Annotated in this window: 17 protein-coding genes; 6 read left to right on the plus strand and 11 right to left on the minus strand. The window is 55.0% G+C overall.

Annotated features, from left to right (window positions below):
* Positions 1-3 precede the first annotated feature (3 nt).
* The 5 genes from ruvA to aspS form a co-directional block, all read right to left on the minus strand.
* A complete protein-coding gene (ruvA, locus tag ACQG03_RS13105; RefSeq protein ID WP_022648487.1) occupies positions 4-618 on the minus strand; it encodes a Holliday junction branch migration protein RuvA in 615 nt (204 codons plus the stop codon).
* An 80-nt stretch (positions 619-698) separates the two neighbouring features.
* Positions 699-1,220 (minus strand): crossover junction endodeoxyribonuclease RuvC, encoded by a 522-nt coding sequence (gene ruvC / locus ACQG03_RS13110; RefSeq protein ID WP_014884319.1) that lies wholly within the window; start codon positions 1,218-1,220, stop codon positions 699-701.
* Between the two features lie 34 nt (positions 1,221-1,254).
* Positions 1,255-1,995 carry a YebC/PmpR family DNA-binding transcriptional regulator gene (locus tag ACQG03_RS13115; protein WP_003859747.1) on the minus strand — a complete coding sequence of 247 codons (741 nt, stop codon included), beginning with the start codon at positions 1,993-1,995 and terminating at the stop codon, positions 1,255-1,257.
* 27 nt (positions 1,996-2,022) lie between these two features.
* Entirely contained in the window at positions 2,023-2,466 is a 444-nt protein-coding gene (gene nudB, locus ACQG03_RS13120; protein WP_023300445.1) for a dihydroneopterin triphosphate diphosphatase, read from the minus strand.
* Between the two features lies 1 nt (position 2,467).
* Complete coding sequence (gene aspS / locus ACQG03_RS13125) at positions 2,468-4,240, minus strand: aspartate--tRNA ligase (protein WP_023300446.1); 1,773 nt, start codon at positions 4,238-4,240, stop codon at positions 2,468-2,470.
* A gap of 263 nt (positions 4,241-4,503) precedes the next feature.
* On the opposite strand from aspS, the gene ACQG03_RS13130 reads away from it, so the two are divergent.
* The 5 genes from ACQG03_RS13130 to cmoB are packed head-to-tail and all read left to right on the plus strand — an operon-like array spanning position 4,504 to position 8,084.
* Positions 4,504-5,070 (plus strand): hydrolase, encoded by a 567-nt coding sequence (locus ACQG03_RS13130; protein WP_023300447.1) that lies wholly within the window; start codon positions 4,504-4,506, stop codon positions 5,068-5,070.
* Positions 5,067-5,885, plus strand: coding sequence for a DUF72 domain-containing protein (locus ACQG03_RS13135; protein ID WP_063162937.1), 819 nt, complete (start codon positions 5,067-5,069; stop codon positions 5,883-5,885). Before ACQG03_RS13130 ends, ACQG03_RS13135 begins: the two co-directional genes overlap by 4 nt.
* 51 nt (positions 5,886-5,936) lie before the next feature.
* Entirely contained in the window at positions 5,937-6,332 is a 396-nt protein-coding gene (locus tag ACQG03_RS13140; protein WP_003859737.1) for an MAPEG family protein, read from the plus strand.
* Between the two features lie 40 nt (positions 6,333-6,372).
* Positions 6,373-7,116, plus strand: a complete 744-nt coding sequence (cmoA, locus tag ACQG03_RS13145; protein WP_038416270.1) for a carboxy-S-adenosyl-L-methionine synthase CmoA — start codon at positions 6,373-6,375, stop codon at positions 7,114-7,116.
* Positions 7,113-8,084: a tRNA 5-methoxyuridine(34)/uridine 5-oxyacetic acid(34) synthase CmoB gene (cmoB, locus tag ACQG03_RS13150; RefSeq protein ID WP_063162936.1), complete on the plus strand. Its 972-nt coding sequence runs from the start codon at positions 7,113-7,115 to the stop codon at positions 8,082-8,084. Before cmoA ends, cmoB begins: the two co-directional genes overlap by 4 nt.
* A 186-nt stretch (positions 8,085-8,270) precedes the next feature.
* Here the strand turns inward: cmoB and cutC are convergent, their stop codons facing one another.
* Positions 8,271-9,014, minus strand: coding sequence for a copper homeostasis protein CutC (cutC, locus tag ACQG03_RS13155; RefSeq protein WP_032622415.1), 744 nt, complete (start codon positions 9,012-9,014; stop codon positions 8,271-8,273).
* Positions 9,015-9,092: 78 nt separating this feature from the next.
* Positions 9,093-9,653, minus strand: a complete 561-nt coding sequence (locus tag ACQG03_RS13160; RefSeq protein ID WP_063162935.1) for a VOC family protein — start codon at positions 9,651-9,653, stop codon at positions 9,093-9,095.
* Between the two features lie 238 nt (positions 9,654-9,891).
* Between ACQG03_RS13160 and argS the strand changes: the two genes are divergently transcribed.
* Positions 9,892-11,625, plus strand: coding sequence for an arginine--tRNA ligase (gene argS / locus ACQG03_RS13165; protein WP_063150079.1), 1,734 nt, complete (start codon positions 9,892-9,894; stop codon positions 11,623-11,625).
* 45 nt (positions 11,626-11,670) lie between these two features.
* Here argS and ACQG03_RS13170 read toward each other — a convergent pair whose 3' ends face one another.
* The 4 genes from ACQG03_RS13170 to ACQG03_RS13185 all read right to left on the minus strand — a co-directional run bounded on the left by ACQG03_RS13170 (position 11,671) and on the right by ACQG03_RS13185 (position 15,420).
* Positions 11,671-12,111 carry a DUF3421 domain-containing protein gene (locus ACQG03_RS13170; RefSeq protein ID WP_022648495.1) on the minus strand — a complete coding sequence of 147 codons (441 nt, stop codon included), beginning with the start codon at positions 12,109-12,111 and terminating at the stop codon, positions 11,671-11,673.
* 45 nt (positions 12,112-12,156) lie between these two features.
* Positions 12,157-12,447: a hypothetical protein gene (locus ACQG03_RS13175; protein WP_022648496.1), complete on the minus strand. Its 291-nt coding sequence runs from the start codon at positions 12,445-12,447 to the stop codon at positions 12,157-12,159.
* Between the two features lie 245 nt (positions 12,448-12,692).
* Positions 12,693-13,832, minus strand: coding sequence for a glycoside hydrolase family 88/105 protein (locus ACQG03_RS13180; RefSeq protein WP_045308666.1), 1,140 nt, complete (start codon positions 13,830-13,832; stop codon positions 12,693-12,695).
* Positions 13,833-13,836: 4 nt separating this feature from the next.
* Complete coding sequence (locus tag ACQG03_RS13185) at positions 13,837-15,420, minus strand: MFS transporter (RefSeq protein WP_022648498.1); 1,584 nt, start codon at positions 15,418-15,420, stop codon at positions 13,837-13,839.
* Positions 15,421-15,661: the final 241 nt, after the last annotated feature.

Consider the following 15,661-nt stretch of genomic DNA (forward strand, 5'->3'; position numbering starts at 1 on the left):
ACCTCACAATGCAGCGCGCAGCGCTTCACGAATCAGAGTTTCACTGCTGGCATCCGGTTTGGCAACTTTACTCACCATACGGCTGGCCTCCTGAGGTTTATAGCCCAGCGCCACCAGCGCGGCAACCGCTTCCTGCTCGGCATCATCATCCGTCGCTGGCCCGCCCGGTGAAGTCAGCACCAGATCGGCCGCCGGGGTGAACAGATCGCCATGCAGACCTTTAAAGCGGTCCTTCATCTCGACAATCAGGCGCTCGGCGGTTTTCTTGCCGATGCCCGGAAGTTTAATTAACGCAGCCGGATCTTCGCGCTCAACGGCATTCACAAACTGTGGCGCTGACATACCGGACAGAATCGCCAGCGCCAGCTTGGGCCCGACGCCGTTGGTTTTAATTAATTCGCGGAACAGGGTGCGTTCCTGTTTGTTATTGAATCCGTACAGCAGCTGAGCGTCTTCACGCACCACAAACTGGGTAAAGACAACCGCCTCTTTGCCCGCCTCCGGCAACTCGTAGAAGCAGGTCATCGGCATATGGACTTCATAGCCCACGCCACCCACTTCCAGCAGCACTAACGGGGGTTGTTTTTCAATGATGATGCCTCTGAGTCTGCCTATCACGTGACGCTCCTGCGTTCTGGATGAAATTAACTGCCGACATAATAAAAAAAGGCTGGATAAACATCCAGCCTGATTTGTCATTATCGTAATCTGCCTCGCGCCAGATTGAGCCGCGACTCGCTCATTTGCATCGCGTTCTGGCTGACGTGGCAGTGGGTAATCGCAATGGCCAGCGCATCGGCGGCGTCGGCCTGCGGGTTCGCCGGGAGCTTCAGCAGGGTACGCACCATGTGCTGCACCTGGCTTTTCTCCGCGCTACCTATGCCCACCACCGTCTGCTTAACCTGACGGGCCGCGTATTCAAACACTGGCAGGTCCTGGTTCACGGCGGCAACTATCGCCACGCCGCGCGCCTGCCCGAGCTTTAACGCCGAGTCAGCGTTCTTCGCCATAAAGACCTGCTCGATGGCGAAAAAGTCCGGCTGAAACTGGGTGATGATCTCCGACACGCCCGCATAAATGAGCTTCAGGCGCGACGGCAGATCGTCCACTTTGGTACGAATACAGCCGCTGCCGAGGTAGGTTAGCTGGCGTCCCACCTGACGGATAACGCCATACCCGGTGACGCGTGAGCCGGGGTCAATCCCGAGGATAATCGACATCACGCGTCTCCCGTAAACGGTTTACAGGCTCTCATCAGAGAGTCGCTGCAACCTCATCAGAGATTTCACCGTTGTGATACACTTCCTGCACGTCGTCGCAGTCTTCGAGCATGTCGATCAGACGCAGCAGTTTCGGTGCGGTTTCTGCATCCATGTCCGCTTTTGTGGAAGGGATCATGGACACTTCAGCGTTATCCGCTTTCAGACCTGCCGCTTCCAGCGCATCGCGCACGGCACCCATCTCTTCCCATGCGGTGTAGACATCGATAGCGCCGTCGTCGTAGGTCACTACGTCTTCCGCACCGGCTTCCAGCGCCGCTTCCATGATCGCATCTTCGTCGCCTTTCTCGAAGGAGATGACGCCTTTTTTGCTGAACAGGTACGCTACAGAACCGTCAGTGCCCAGGTTACCACCGGTTTTGGTGAACGCGTGGCGCACTTCCGCAACGGTACGGTTACGGTTGTCGGACAGGCACTCTACCATCACCGCCGTACCGCCAGGACCGTAACCTTCATAAATGATGGTTTCCATGTTCGCGTCTTCATCACCGCCCACGCCACGTGCGATTGCACGGTTCAGGGTGTCACGCGTCATGTTGTTGGACAGGGCTTTATCCACCGCCGCGCGCAGACGTGGGTTAGAGGCCGGATCGCCGCCACCCAGACGCGCCGCTGTTACCAGCTCACGAATGATTTTGGTAAAGATTTTACCGCGTTTGGCATCCTGTGCCGCTTTACGGTGTTTGGTGTTGGCCCACTTACTATGACCTGCCATAAAAAGTTCTCCAAAAATCGCGCCTTCTCAGGCAGCGTTAATTACAAATTCTTCTATCGCCTGCCGGTTGCTCCATGACTTGGTCAGTGCGGCGGCATCCGCCGCATCCACCCAGCGGTAGGTCAGGTGTTCCGTGAACACGATCTCCCGCTCATGGGGAAGCGCAAGGCAGAACCACGATTCCGTATTGCGCTCAATTCCCGGTGCATAGCGATGACGTAAATGGCTAAAAATTTCAAACTCCACCGTGCGCTGACAGTCCTTCAGGGTCAGTTGCTCGCGAGCAACGTCAATGGCGACCTCTTCCTTTACTTCACGCGCGGCGGCCTGCGGCGCGGACTCTCCCTCTTCCAGACTGCCGGTAACCGACTGCCAGAAATCAGGATCGTCGCGCCGCTGCAACATCAGCACCCGCTTCGAGTCTTCTGCATAAATGACCACCAGAACCGAAACGGGACGCTTATATGCCATATCAGTTTTTCTCTTCCTTCTTCACCACCTCAATGCCCAGCTCAGCCAGCGCGGCCGGGTTGGCAAAGCTTGGCGCTTCAGTCATCAGACACGCCGCTGCGGTGGTTTTCGGGAAGGCGATAACATCACGGATGTTGTCGGTGCCGGTCAGCAGCATGGTCAGACGGTCAAGACCAAAGGCCAGACCCGCGTGCGGAGGCGTACCGTATTTCAGGGCGTCCAGCAGGAAGCCAAACTTCTCGCGCTGCTCCTGCTCGTTAATGCCCAGAATGCCGAACACGGTCTGCTGCATTTCACCGCTGTGAATACGCACGGAGCCGCCGCCCACTTCGTAGCCGTTGATAACCATATCGTAGGCATTCGCTACCGCATCTTCCGGTGCAGCCTTCAGTTCCGCCGCCGTCATGTCTTTTGGCGAGGTGAACGGGTGGTGCATCGCGGTCAGGCCGCCTTCACCGTCGTCTTCAAACATTGGGAAGTCGATCACCCACAGCGGGGCCCATTTGCTTTCATCGGTCAGGTTCAGGTCTTTGCCGAGCTTCAGGCGCAGCGCACCCATCGCATCCGCAACGACTTTCTTGTTGTCTGCGCCGAAGAAGATCATGTCGCCGTCCTGCGCGCCGGTGCGCTCCAGAATAGCTTCCACGATGTCCGCATTCAGGAATTTCGCAACAGGGCTGGTAATGCCTTCCAGACCTTTAGCACGCTCGGTTACTTTAATATAGGCCAGACCCTTCGCACCGTAGATCTTGATGAAGTTGCCGTAGTCGTCAATCTGCTTACGGCTCAGCGCAGCACCGCCCGGTACGCGCAGGGCAGCCACGCGGCCTTTCGGATCGTTAGCCGGACCAGCAAAGACCGCAAACTCAACGGCTTTCACCAGGTCTGCCACGTCCACCAGCTCCATTGGGTTACGCAGGTCTGGTTTGTCGGAGCCGTAGCGACGCTCGGCTTCCGCGAAGGTCATGATTGGGAAATCGCCCAGCTCAACGCCTTTCACGTCGTTCCACAGGCTACGCACCAGGGCTTCCATCACCTCACGCACCTGCTCGGCGGTCATGAAGGAGGTTTCCACATCGATCTGGGTAAATTCTGGCTGACGGTCTGCACGCAGATCTTCATCGCGGAAGCATTTCACGATCTGATAGTAGCGGTCGAAGCCGGACATCATCAGCAGCTGCTTGAACAGCTGTGGTGACTGTGGCAGCGCGTAGAATTTGCCTTTATGGACGCGGGATGGCACCAGGTAGTCGCGCGCGCCTTCCGGCGTGGCTTTGGTCAGCATCGGAGTTTCAATATCGAGGAAACCGTGGTCATCCATAAAGCGACGCACCAGGCTGGTGATTTTCGCACGGGTTTTCAGGCGCTGAGCCATCTCCGGGCGACGCAGATCCAGGTAGCGGTATTTAAGACGCGCTTCTTCGGTGTTGACGTGGTTGGAGTCCAGCGGCAACGCTTCTGCGCGATTGATAATCACCAGATCGGACGCCAGCACTTCGATAGCACCGGTCGCCATATCGGCGTTGATGTTTTTCTCGTCACGCGCACGCACGGTGCCCGTCACCTGAATGCAGAACTCATTACGCAGCTCAGAGGCCAGCTTCAACGCATCAGCGCGATCCGGATCGAAGAACACCTGAACGATACCTTCGCGGTCACGCATATCAATAAAGATAAGGCTACCAAGATCGCGACGACGATTGACCCAACCACACAGGGTGACCTGCTGCCCGACGTGGGACTGACGCAGCTGCCCGCAATATTCTGTACGCATGAGATATCCCTTAATTAGCCGCAGGCTGATTGTCGCCTGTCTTACAGGCTACGATGTCGCAGCTTTCTGTATGTCACAACTGGATGAAAAAAGGCGGCTATTATACTGGAAATTCTGCCGCACGATAAGAGCGAAGCACGGCCTGACGCGTGTTTGCTGTGCTCTTATTGTCTATTCTCACAAAAATTAACAAAATTATCCGACCGATAACAGGCCAACCCGTCGTAAGGTGTAAAAAAGCAATTAATTTTACTGGAGTGACAATGTTAACGCTTGATGCCACCAAAACCGCCCTTGTGGTCATTGATTTACAGGAAGGGATCCTGCCTTTTGCCGGTGGTCCACACACCGCTGACGATGTTGTAAGCCGTGCTGCGCGTCTGGCGGAAAAATGCCGGGCCAGCGGTGCGCCTGTCGTCATGGTGCGCGTCGGCTGGTCCACTGATTTCGCCGAAGCGCTAAAGCAGCCGGTTGATGCTCAGGCCCCGGCGCATGCGCTGCCGGACAACTGGTGGACATACCCGGTCTCACTCGGTAAACGCGACAGCGATGTAGAAGTCACCAAACGCCAGTGGGGCGCATTCTATGGCACTGACCTGGAGCTCCAGCTGCGCCGTCGCGGGATAGACACTATTATTCTGTGCGGGATCTCCACCAACATCGGTGTGGAATCCACCGCCCGTAACGCCTGGGAGCTGGGCTTTAATCTGGTGATAGCGGAAGATGCGTGCAGCGCAGCCTCTGCGGATCAGCATCAGGGCAGCATGACCCATATCTTCCCGCGTATTGGTCGCGTGCGCAGCACGGATGAGATCCTCAGCGCGCTATGATGTACGTGGGTTTGCCCCAGTGGTCGCACCCGAAATGGGTGCGCCTGGGTATTACTGGCCTTGAAGAGTATGCCCGACACTTTAACTGCGTGGAGGGCAATACCACGCTGTACGCTCTGCCACGCACGGAGATCGTCGAGCGCTGGCGCGAGCAAACCACCGACGATTTCCGCTTTTGCTTCAAATTTCCGGCAACCATCTCCCACAACGCCGCACTGCGAAACTGCGATGATTTAACCCACGAGTTTTTCACCCGGATGTCGCCCCTGGCAAACCGTGTTGGCCAGTACTGGCTCCAGCTTCCTGCCACGTTCGGCCCGCGCGATCTACAAGCCCTCTGGCAGTTTCTCGACGCCCTGCCCCACGATTTCACGTACGGTGTGGAGGTGAGGCATCCAGATTTCTTTGCCAAAGGCGACGCGGAGAAAGCGCTGAATCGCGGCCTGCATGAACGATCGGTCAACCGCGTGATCCTCGACAGCCGCCCCGTGCACAGCGCAATCCCGCACAGCGAAGCCGTTGTTGATGCCCAGCGCAAAAAACCGAAAGTACCGGTTCACGCCATTGTTACCGCGCAGAACCCGATGGTGCGGTTTATCGGCAGCGATAACATGCAACAGAATGAGGAGATGTTCGCCGTCTGGCTGCAAACGCTCGCGAAATGGGAGCAAAGCACCACTCCGTACCTGTTTTTACATACGCCGGATATTGCCCAGGCACCTGAACTGGTCGATGCTCTCTGGCAGGCCTTGCAGCAGGCGGTTCCGTCGGTTGGCCCCGCGCCGTCCATCCCACAACAATCTTCTCTTTTCTGAAATCACCCCCTATCATAGAGACGTGCCATCTGCCAAAAACAGGGAGTTAGTATGGTCAGCGCGCTGTATGCGGTGTTAGGTGCATTACTGCTGATTAAATTTTCATTTGATGTTGTGCGCCTGAGAATGCAGTACCGCGTCTCCTACGGTGACGGGGGCTTTTCTGAGCTGCAAAGCGCAATCCGGATCCACGGCAACGCGGTCGAGTACATTCCCGTCGCGTTAATTTTACTGCTGTTAATGGAGATGGATGGCGCTGAAACCTGGATGGTGCACGTCTGTGGGCTGCTGCTGATTGCAGGTCGTTTGATGCATTATTATGGTTTTCACCACCGCCTGATCCGCTGGCGTCGTTCCGGCATGAGCGCGACCTGGTGCTCGCTTTTGCTGATGGTGCTGGCTAACCTTTGGTATATGCCGTGGGAGTTGGTTTTCTCCTTCCATTAGCGCACAATATGCCCCTTTATTTTTCCCGGATTTTTACGTTATGTCAGATCGCGACACGCTTTTTTCCGCGCCTATCGCCAGCCTGGGCGACTGGACCTTTGATGAACGGGTAGCCGAAGTCTTCCCGGATATGATCCAGCGCTCTGTTCCCGGTTATTCCAATATCATCTCCATGATCGGCATGCTGGCGGAGCGTTTCGTTCAACCCGGCACGCAGGTCTATGACCTGGGCTGTTCGCTGGGAGCGGCAACGCTGTCCATTCGTCGTAACGTTCATCACGAAGGCTGCAAGATTGTGGCTGTCGATAACTCACCGGCCATGGTTGAACGCTGCCGTCGCCACATTGACGCGTATAAAGCCCCTACGCCTGTGGAGGTGGTGGAAGGCGATATCCGCGATATCGACATCCAGAACGCCTCGATGGTGGTCCTGAACTTTACCCTTCAGTTCCTGGTGCCGGACGATCGTCAGCGGTTGCTGGATAAAATTTATCAGGGTCTGAACCCGGGCGGCGCGCTGGTGTTGTCTGAGAAATTCAGCTTTGAAGACGCCAGCGTGGGCGAATTGCTGTTCAATATGCACCATGATTTCAAGCGTGCAAACGGCTACAGCGAGCTGGAGATCAGCCAGAAGCGCAGCATGCTTGAAAACGTCATGCTGACGGATTCCGTTGAAACACACAAAGCGCGCCTGCGCAAAGCTGGATTTGAACACAGCGAACTGTGGTTCCAGTGCTTTAATTTTGGTTCTCTGGTGGCGCTGAAAGCCGGAGACACAGCATGATCGAGTTCGGTAATTTCTATCAACTAATTGCCAAAAACCACCTTTCCCACTGGCTGGAAATCCTGCCTGCGCAAATTGCCACCTGGCAGCGCGATCAGCAGCATGGTCTGTTGAAGCAGTGGTCCAACGCCGTGGAGTTTCTGCCTGAACTGACGCCTCATCGTCTGGATTTACTGCACAGCGTGACGGCGGAGAGCGAAGAGCCGCTCCCGGCCGGGCAGATCAACCGCATCGAAACGCTGATGCGTAACCTGATGCCGTGGCGCAAAGGGCCGTTCTCGCTGTACGGCGTGAACATCAATACCGAATGGCGCTCAGACTGGAAGTGGGATCGCGTTCTGCCGCATTTATCCGACCTGACCGGGCGCACCATTCTGGACGTGGGCTGCGGTAGCGGCTATCACATGTGGCGCATGATCGGCGCAGGCGCGCATCTGGCCGTCGGTATCGATCCGATGCAGCTGTTCCTGTGCCAGTTTGAAGCGGTGCGAAAGCTGCTGGGTAACGACCAGCGCGCGCACCTGCTGCCGCTGGGTATCGAGCAACTCCCTGCCCTGAAAGCGTTTGATACCGTGTTCTCGATGGGCGTGCTGTACCACCGTCGTTCCCCGCTGGAGCATCTCTGGCAACTGAAAGATCAGCTGGTCAGCGGCGGTGAGCTGGTGCTGGAAACGCTGGTCATCGAAGGGGATGAACATGCCGTTCTGGTGCCAGGCGATCGCTATGCGCAGATGCGCAACGTTTACTTCATCCCTTCCGCGCTGGCGCTGAAGAACTGGCTGGAGAAATGTGGGTTTGTCGATGTACGCATCGCCGATGTGTGCGTGACGTCGGTTGAGGAACAGCGCCGCACCGACTGGATGATCACCGAATCGCTGGAGCAGTTCCTCGACCCGGACGATCACAGTAAAACCATCGAAGGCTATCCGGCCCCGATGCGTGCGGTATTGATTGCGACCAAGCCGTAGTATTTATCCCCTCACCCCGGCCCTCTCCCCAAAGGGGCGAGGGTGAAAAGACCGCACCGTGCAGTTCCCTCTCCCCTGTGGGGTGAGGGGCAAGAATAAAAAAAGGCCCCTGTTGAAATTGCAGGGGCCTGGTACAAGCAAGCATCATATTGGGCGACATGATGCGCGGTAAAAATCGGTACGTTGCTACACGTGATGACGTTCAATCAGCGATTTCATTTCCGCAACCGACTCTCCATCCACACCGTAGCGCGAGTACTCATCCGCTTCAGCATCCGTCGACATTGACAACCCTGTATTGCGATAACGCATGGGTGAAGGTATCCATTTACCCGCCGAGCTGTGTAGCTCTTCCACCCCTGCGTTTAAAAACAGTTCCAGATTGCTGGCGCGTACTCCTGCGCCCGCCATGATTATTGGAACACCGGAATGTACTTTTAGTTCCGTAATTAATTTCAGTCCTTTTTCAGCCGAGGGCTGCTGGCCCGACGTCAGAACGCGCGCCACGCCCAGTTCTGCCAGCGTATCAAAGGCTTGTATCGGATCCTGACACATATCGAACGCACGATGAAAAGTGACCGCCATTCCCTGGGCTGCACGCATGACCTGGCGCATACGCGAAAGATCGATGTTTCCGTCTTCGTCCAGCACACCGATCACCAGGCCCGGAAAACCGGAATCACGGACGAGGGCGATATCCTCAAGCATGGCACTGAACTCACCCGCCGTATAACAAAAATCACCGCCGCGCGGGCGAATAATCGGGTGCACCGGAATGGTGATGGCCTGACGGGCTGATTTCAGCACGCCAAAGGACGGGGTTAATCCCCCTTCTTTCGGTGCCGCGCAAAGCTCGATGCGATCGGCCCCCTGCCGTTGCGCAGTGACGGCACACTCCACGCTGTAACAACAAATTTCCAGCAGCGCCATGTCATCCTCCTTAAATTTCACTCAACGTACCATCGTGGCACGTTGCCCGATTCGTGTCTGGATCGACGCTCACAGTGCTTACGCTTCGCTGGCGACGATCTGCTCAATAGTCCAGGGATGGAATTTCACCGTCACGTTGCCGTCCGTTACGGCAAGCGTAGGGTTCGGTAAGCGTTCGCGCTCACCTTTTGGCGAGCTGGTTTTGACGAAAATACCCGGCTGGCTTAACCCCTCGTCGGAAAGCAGCGCCAGCGCACGGGCGTTCAGCGTCTCGGGCTCCCCAGGCAGAACAATTTCGATATGCTCCCAGCCTTCGTGCGGATAACGCTTCTCTCCTGGCCAGGGCAGTTCCACAACGGTGAATTGCCAGTGCGCCACCGTAACCGGCGCGTAAAGTTTGAACAGGCAAATCGGGCGACCGTTAATGATATTCTCTGACAGCAGTTCACCGCACTGTTCAAAGCCACGCCGCCAGCGTTCTGCGGTGGCATTCTGGTGGCAGCGCAAAGAGATGTGATCGGCCTCAAGCGGCGCGATATCCAGCCCGAGACGGGTGGCAAGTTCTGTGAACGCCTGGGTGAAGCGCGGTAAATCTGCGGAAATATCATGCAGTTCGTCAATGGTGTGCCAGTTCGCCATGGGTCAGTCTCGTTTCGTGTCGCAAAGCCGCTAATTTACTCTGTTGACCTCTGTCGACCAACCGCAGAATCACGGTTTTTTTGACTGCATGATTATGCATACCGTCTTCGCCTGGATTCTGAGCAATCTTCGCCCCCCGCAGGGCTGACGCCCGAGGCCATTTGCAGTATACTCCCGCCCTAAATTCTTAAACTGGCGTGGGTGTTTTTTACCCGCATCAAAAACGTAAGGTATCCAGGTGAATATTCAGGCTCTTCTCTCAGAAAAAGTCAGTCAGGCACTGATTGCCGCAGGTGCGCCTGCGGATTGCGAACCACAGGTTCGTCAGTCAGCGAAAGTACAGTTTGGCGACTATCAGGCTAATGGCGTGATGGCAGTGGCTAAAAAACTGGGCATGCCGCCGCGACAGCTCGCTGAGCAGGTACTGACGCATCTGGATCTCACCGGCATCGCCAGCAAAACCGAAATCGCCGGTCCGGGCTTTATCAACATTTTCCTTGAGCCTGCGTTCCTGGCAAGCCACGTTGACGCGGCGCTGAAATCTGACCGTCTGGGCGTGGCTCAGCCAGAAGCGCAGACCGTGGTGGTTGACTACTCCGCGCCAAACGTGGCGAAGGAGATGCACGTCGGTCACCTGCGCTCCACCATTATCGGTGATGCGGCCGTGCGTACCCTGGAGTTCCTCGGTCACAAGGTGATCCGCGCTAACCACGTAGGCGACTGGGGCACGCAGTTCGGTATGCTGATCGCATATCTGGAAAAACAGCAGCAGGAAAACGCAGGCGAAATGGCGCTGGCAGACCTGGAAGGTTTCTACCGTGAAGCCAAAAAACACTACGACGAAGACGAAGCCTTTGCCGAGCGCGCGCGCAGCTACGTGGTGAAACTTCAAGGCGGCGATCCGTACTTCCTCGAGATGTGGCGCAAGCTGGTGGACATCACCATGTCCCAGAACCAGCTTACCTATAACCGTCTGAACGTGACCCTGACCCGCGACGACGTAATGGGTGAAAGCCTGTATAACCCGATGCTGCCGGGCATTGTGGCGGACCTGAAAGCCAAAAACCTGGCGGTGGAAAGCGAAGGCGCAACGGTAGTATTCCTTGATGAGTATAAAAACAAGGAAGGCGAACCGATGGGCGTGATCGTCCAGAAAAAGGATGGCGGCTATCTCTACACCACCACCGATATCGCCTGTGCGAAATACCGTTACGAAACCCTGCATGCGGACCGCGTGCTGTATTACATCGACTCCCGTCAGCACCAGCACCTGATGCAGGCGTGGACTATCGTGCGTAAAGCGGGTTATGTACCTGAATCCGTGCCGCTGGAACACCACATGTTCGGCATGATGCTGGGTAAAGACGGTAAGCCGTTCAAAACCCGTGCGGGCGGCACCGTGAAGCTCTCCGATCTGCTGGATGAAGCGCTGGAGCGCGCCCGTCGCCTGGTGGCCGAGAAGAACCCGGATATGCCTGCTGACGAGCTGGAGAAACTGGCTAACGCGGTTGGGATCGGTGCGGTAAAATACGCGGATCTCTCCAAGAACCGTACCACCGACTATATCTTCGACTGGGACAACATGCTGGCGTTTGAAGGCAACACGGCGCCGTACATGCAGTACGCTTACACCCGCGTACTCTCCGTCTTCCGTAAAGCCAGTATTGACGAAAGCGTGCTGGCGAACGCCACGGTGACCCTTACCGAAGACCGTGAAGCACAGCTGGCTGCCCGCCTGCTTCAGTTCGAAGAGACGCTCTCTGTGGTCGCGCGCGACGGTACGCCGCACGTTATGTGTGCATACCTTTACGATCTGGCCGGTCTGTTCTCTGGCTTCTACGAACACTGCCCTATCCTGACCGCCGAGAGCGAAGCGGTGCGTAACAGCCGCCTGAAGCTGGCGCAGCTGACGGCGAAGACCCTGAAACTGGGTCTGGATACCCTGGGTATCGAAACCATAGAACGTATGTAAAAAAGAAACCCGGCGGTTGCCGGGTTTTTTTATAAATGAACGCCATCAGTCGTGAACGAGTACCTGGAAGGTATCTAATTCATACTCTCTGCCGTTATAGCCGATGCAGCAACCTCTGCTGAGGTGACTTCCAGCTTTACCCACAAAGAGACCGTTATCGAATTTTGCACGGGCAACGTAGAGCTTAGTGCCATTGGCTTCATGTCCCGCCTCAACCATATTCGGTGGGAAATGTTTATCCTTAACGTCTACCCATTTTAAAGCGCCCACGTAAACTTCAAATTCATTACAAAAGTGCTCTCTTCCTCCCCATGGGACCCATGCCGTATTGCCGAACACCCATTTCCCCGGATGAATCCCACCATTCACTTTTGCACGAATAATAAACAATGGAGATGGTCCTTTGATACCAGGAACACCTATTTCATAACCTGCTACAGGCGCGTCCAATGGGATAAACTCATCCCTTTTCGCTGATTTCCACATAATGATGTCCTTTTCAGTCTAAATAATTATCCGTAGTTAAAATCATTAAAACTCAGAAATTGAATGAATGGCAAAGTCATTATTCAGGCTTTGAAAAATAATCACCTTAACCAGTGATTTTTCCGGGCCTTCCGCATGGATAAAACGGCGAAGCGCAATAAAGGTATGGAACTGGCCAGCCACAAGCTGGCTTCCGACATACAGTAGTGGGAAATAACCCGCACCATCAATATCCTTGAAAACCGTGTCGAACATATTGATATGTTCATCAGACATTTTATCGGCATGCATATTTACAGCAGGGTTAACGATAATACCGCCCATTGTATTTTCCATTGCATCACTCCTTGTATGAATATTAGAAGAATCTTAACGCAGATAAAAAATAGGATAAATACGGATTGTGTTTTGTGAAGAAAATCACGATTTAATACTAAGCGTAATGTATTTCCAGCCTAGTATTCACCCCATCAATATATAACACGCCTGATATTGATAGCGTAAGGTATTTTCCCGGTGCCATTATAAAAAAAAGCCTCTTCTAAAAGAGGCTTTGCAGTAATGAGATTATTATTCAGGTATTAAAAATATTTCCGTAAATATTCCGTCAGACACAGAATCGCCATTGCCTGGCCATACGGCATCGAGGTCAGCGGTATCTGGCGGTAAAACGCCAGATCGCTGCCCATCCCCGTCCCGAAGGACGTTTGCAGCAGTTCCCCTTCCGGCGAGATGTTTTGCACGATACCGCGGATCGCTTTCTCCGCCACCTCTGCATACTCTGCGCCGACATACCGCTTGCGCACGGCTTTCAGAATGCCGTAGGCAAACCCTGCCGTGGCCGACGCCTCCAGATAAGAATCAGGATCGTCCAGCAGCGTATGCCACAATCCACTCTCATCCTGACATTTTGCCAGTGCGGCGATCTGCGCATTTAGCACCTGCACCAGATAGCGACGAACGGCGTTGTTTTCTGGCAGATCCACCAGTTCGAGGAAATCCGGGATCACGATGGTCAGCCAGCTGTTGCCGCGCGCCCAGCGGGCCCGGGCAAAGTTGTGATTGCCGTCGTAATTCCAGCCGTGGAACCACAGCCCCGTCTCACGATCCATCAGGTTCTGTACGTGGAGCAGGAACTGATAGATCGCCTCCTCGACGTACTCCGGCTTATTAAGCAGCTTGCCGATTTTCGCCAGCGGCAGCACCGTCATCATTAGCGTGTCATCCCACATCTGCTGATGGTTCTCTTCCGCCAGTGTGATGTGCTGCATGCCGCCATGTTCGGTGCGCGGCATCTCATTCATCGCCCATTCCGCCCAGCTTTCCAGCCACGGCAACCAGGCCGGGTTTTTGGTCTCTTCGTAGCGATACGCCAGCGTCAGGAACGGCGACATGGTATTCACGTTTTTGGTGGTTGCGCCTTCTGCGAAACGGTCAGTAAACCAGCTGTCGATAATCTCGCGCATGCCTGCGTCACCGGTCTGGCAGTAATACTGCCAGATACCGTACAAACCAACGCCGTGCGTCCATTCCCATCCGGCCCAGCCTTTGGTGTCGATCACGCGCCCGTCGTCCAGCCGCAGCAAAAACTCACCCGTTTTGTCGTGGATATTGACCAGATTATGCGTCACCTTTTGAATCAGCGATTTCAGTTCATCCCTGGCGATAAAGCGCTCAGGCTGACGCAGTAACGGGCTATGTTTGACAGGCCAAACTTTCATCATCTTAACCTCTGTTGTATGTCGAATTCAGTACCGCACGATCCTTCAGTGAAGGGGCCGCCGGCTTGTTGCGATTCAGGTAACCGATATTGTTGTTGCCCCACAGGGATTCATACGGCATACCGGCCAGCATCTCCACGGTGGCGCGGGCCTGCGGGGTCGCCGCCTCCGGCATCGCATGGCCGGACTCGCGCATTTTCGCGGTCTCTTCACGCAGGGTGCTGTGGGTCTGCAAATTGAGTTTGAAGCGCAGGGAGACCAGGAAGCCGCAGAACAGTACCAGAATGGTGCCGACGCTCAGGATCATCAGGATAGTGTGGCTCACTTCCGCAGGCTGCACTTTTTGACCGCTGACAAAGCCAGACATCTGCATCACGATCCCCACCAGCATTACCGCACCGGCCTGGGACGCTTTACGGGTCAGCGTCATGATGCCCGCGAAGATCCCTTCGCGACGCTGACCGGTGATCACTTCGTCCACGTCAGCAATGTAGGTGTAGGTATTCCACGGTACGTAGTTGATACCCCCGCGGCCAAGACCGGCAACCGCAGAGATCAGCAGCAGCAGAGCGTAAACGTCGCTCAGGCCCGCGTAATAAAGCACCGCGTAAGAGAGCGAGGCCAGGCCAAACAGCACGACCACCATGCGGTAAGACGGCGCAGGTCCGAAGCGAATGCACAGCGGGATCATGCCAATCACGGCGAGGAACTGGAAGATGGCCATCGTGCCCAGCAGGTTGGACGCCATGGATGCTTCCTGCATCAGCACAAACACCACGTAATAGGTGAATACGGCGTTGAACACATCCTGGGCAATATAGCCACCGAGATACATGCCCAGATGCTGGCGGAAAATCTTGATACGCAGCGTCGAACTTAATTCGACAAAAAGACGGTTCAGGCTCTGTCCCAGGGTCAGCTTTTTCTTCTCTTCTTCAGCGCGCAGGGCTGCTTCAGACCACTCTTCCCGCGGACGCTCCCAGGTGAAGAACCAGACGAAAGTAAGCATCAGCGCGCAGAGTACGGAGAAGACCAGGCTTGCATAGAAGAAGGAGATCGCGTTGTCTTTGCCGAAATGCGTGAGCAGGATCCCCGGCAGGAAGGAGGCCAGAATGGCGGACATCTGGGCCATGGAGATACGCGCCCCGGAGAATTTGGTTTTTTGTTTGAAATCGTCAGTCATTTCCGGCACCAGCGTTTCATACGGCACCAGAATCATGGTGTAAACAATATCAAAGATCAGATACGTCAGCAGGTAATACCAGAAACTCATGTCCCCTACCCACATCAGCGAGTAGCTGAAAACGCAGGGAATACCCAGCAGGATGAAGAACTTACGCCGGCCAAAACGTTTACCCAGCCAGGTGGTACCAAAATTATCGGTTAAAAAGCCCATTAACGGACTGACAACCGCATCCAGCACCCTTGCGGCGGCGAAGATAAAGGTTGCTTCAATCGGTGTGAGTCCACAGAAGGTCGTATAAAAATACAAAAGCCAGGCGGCCGTCAGGGCGGTAGTCCCCGCTCCGAGGAAGTCCCCTGAACCGTAAGCAAGATAATTTGCGAGTCCAATTTTACGTGTTTTCATTGCCGTCAACCCTAATCAGTTTTGGGAGACTCCCTGTAAGCAAACCTCGTCCGGGAGCTTTTACACGGCTACAGTAAAAGTATCGACCTGGTGAAACCTTTCTGTTTCTGCCATCACAGGGTGGTGAATGGCAAAAATGCAAAGAGTGTCAATACGCGTGTCACTGATTTATAAAACAGCGTTTCTTTTGTATCAAAAGGGAAGGTCAATTTTGCGAGCCAGCCTTCAGAAATGCCTGAAG

The organism is Enterobacter cloacae complex sp. 342H5 (genome assembly GCF_050030905.1).
In the GTDB taxonomy this organism is placed as follows: domain Bacteria; phylum Pseudomonadota; class Gammaproteobacteria; order Enterobacterales; family Enterobacteriaceae; genus Enterobacter; species Enterobacter intestinihominis.

Coding starts and splice junctions, on each gene's coding strand:
- ruvC (WP_014884319.1), bottom strand. CDS start 1,220: ATGTCGATTATCCTCGGGATTGACCCCGGCTCACGCGTCACCGGGTAT.
- ACQG03_RS13115 (WP_003859747.1), bottom strand. CDS start 1,995: ATGGCAGGTCATAGTAAGTGGGCCAACACCAAACACCGTAAAGCGGCA.
- nudB (WP_023300445.1), bottom strand. CDS start 2,466: ATGGCATATAAGCGTCCCGTTTCGGTTCTGGTGGTCATTTATGCAGAA.
- aspS (WP_023300446.1), bottom strand. CDS start 4,240: ATGCGTACAGAATATTGCGGGCAGCTGCGTCAGTCCCACGTCGGGCAG.
- ACQG03_RS13130 (WP_023300447.1), top strand. CDS start 4,504: ATGTTAACGCTTGATGCCACCAAAACCGCCCTTGTGGTCATTGATTTA.
- ACQG03_RS13135 (WP_063162937.1), top strand. CDS start 5,067: ATGATGTACGTGGGTTTGCCCCAGTGGTCGCACCCGAAATGGGTGCGC.
- ACQG03_RS13140 (WP_003859737.1), top strand. CDS start 5,937: ATGGTCAGCGCGCTGTATGCGGTGTTAGGTGCATTACTGCTGATTAAA.
- cmoA (WP_038416270.1), top strand. CDS start 6,373: ATGTCAGATCGCGACACGCTTTTTTCCGCGCCTATCGCCAGCCTGGGC.
- cmoB (WP_063162936.1), top strand. CDS start 7,113: ATGATCGAGTTCGGTAATTTCTATCAACTAATTGCCAAAAACCACCTT.
- cutC (WP_032622415.1), bottom strand. CDS start 9,014: ATGGCGCTGCTGGAAATTTGTTGTTACAGCGTGGAGTGTGCCGTCACT.
- ACQG03_RS13160 (WP_063162935.1), bottom strand. CDS start 9,653: ATGGCGAACTGGCACACCATTGACGAACTGCATGATATTTCCGCAGAT.
- ACQG03_RS13170 (WP_022648495.1), bottom strand. CDS start 12,111: ATGTGGAAATCAGCGAAAAGGGATGAGTTTATCCCATTGGACGCGCCT.
- ACQG03_RS13175 (WP_022648496.1), bottom strand. CDS start 12,447: ATGGAAAATACAATGGGCGGTATTATCGTTAACCCTGCTGTAAATATG.
- ACQG03_RS13180 (WP_045308666.1), bottom strand. CDS start 13,832: ATGAAAGTTTGGCCTGTCAAACATAGCCCGTTACTGCGTCAGCCTGAG.
- ACQG03_RS13185 (WP_022648498.1), bottom strand. CDS start 15,420: ATGAAAACACGTAAAATTGGACTCGCAAATTATCTTGCTTACGGTTCA.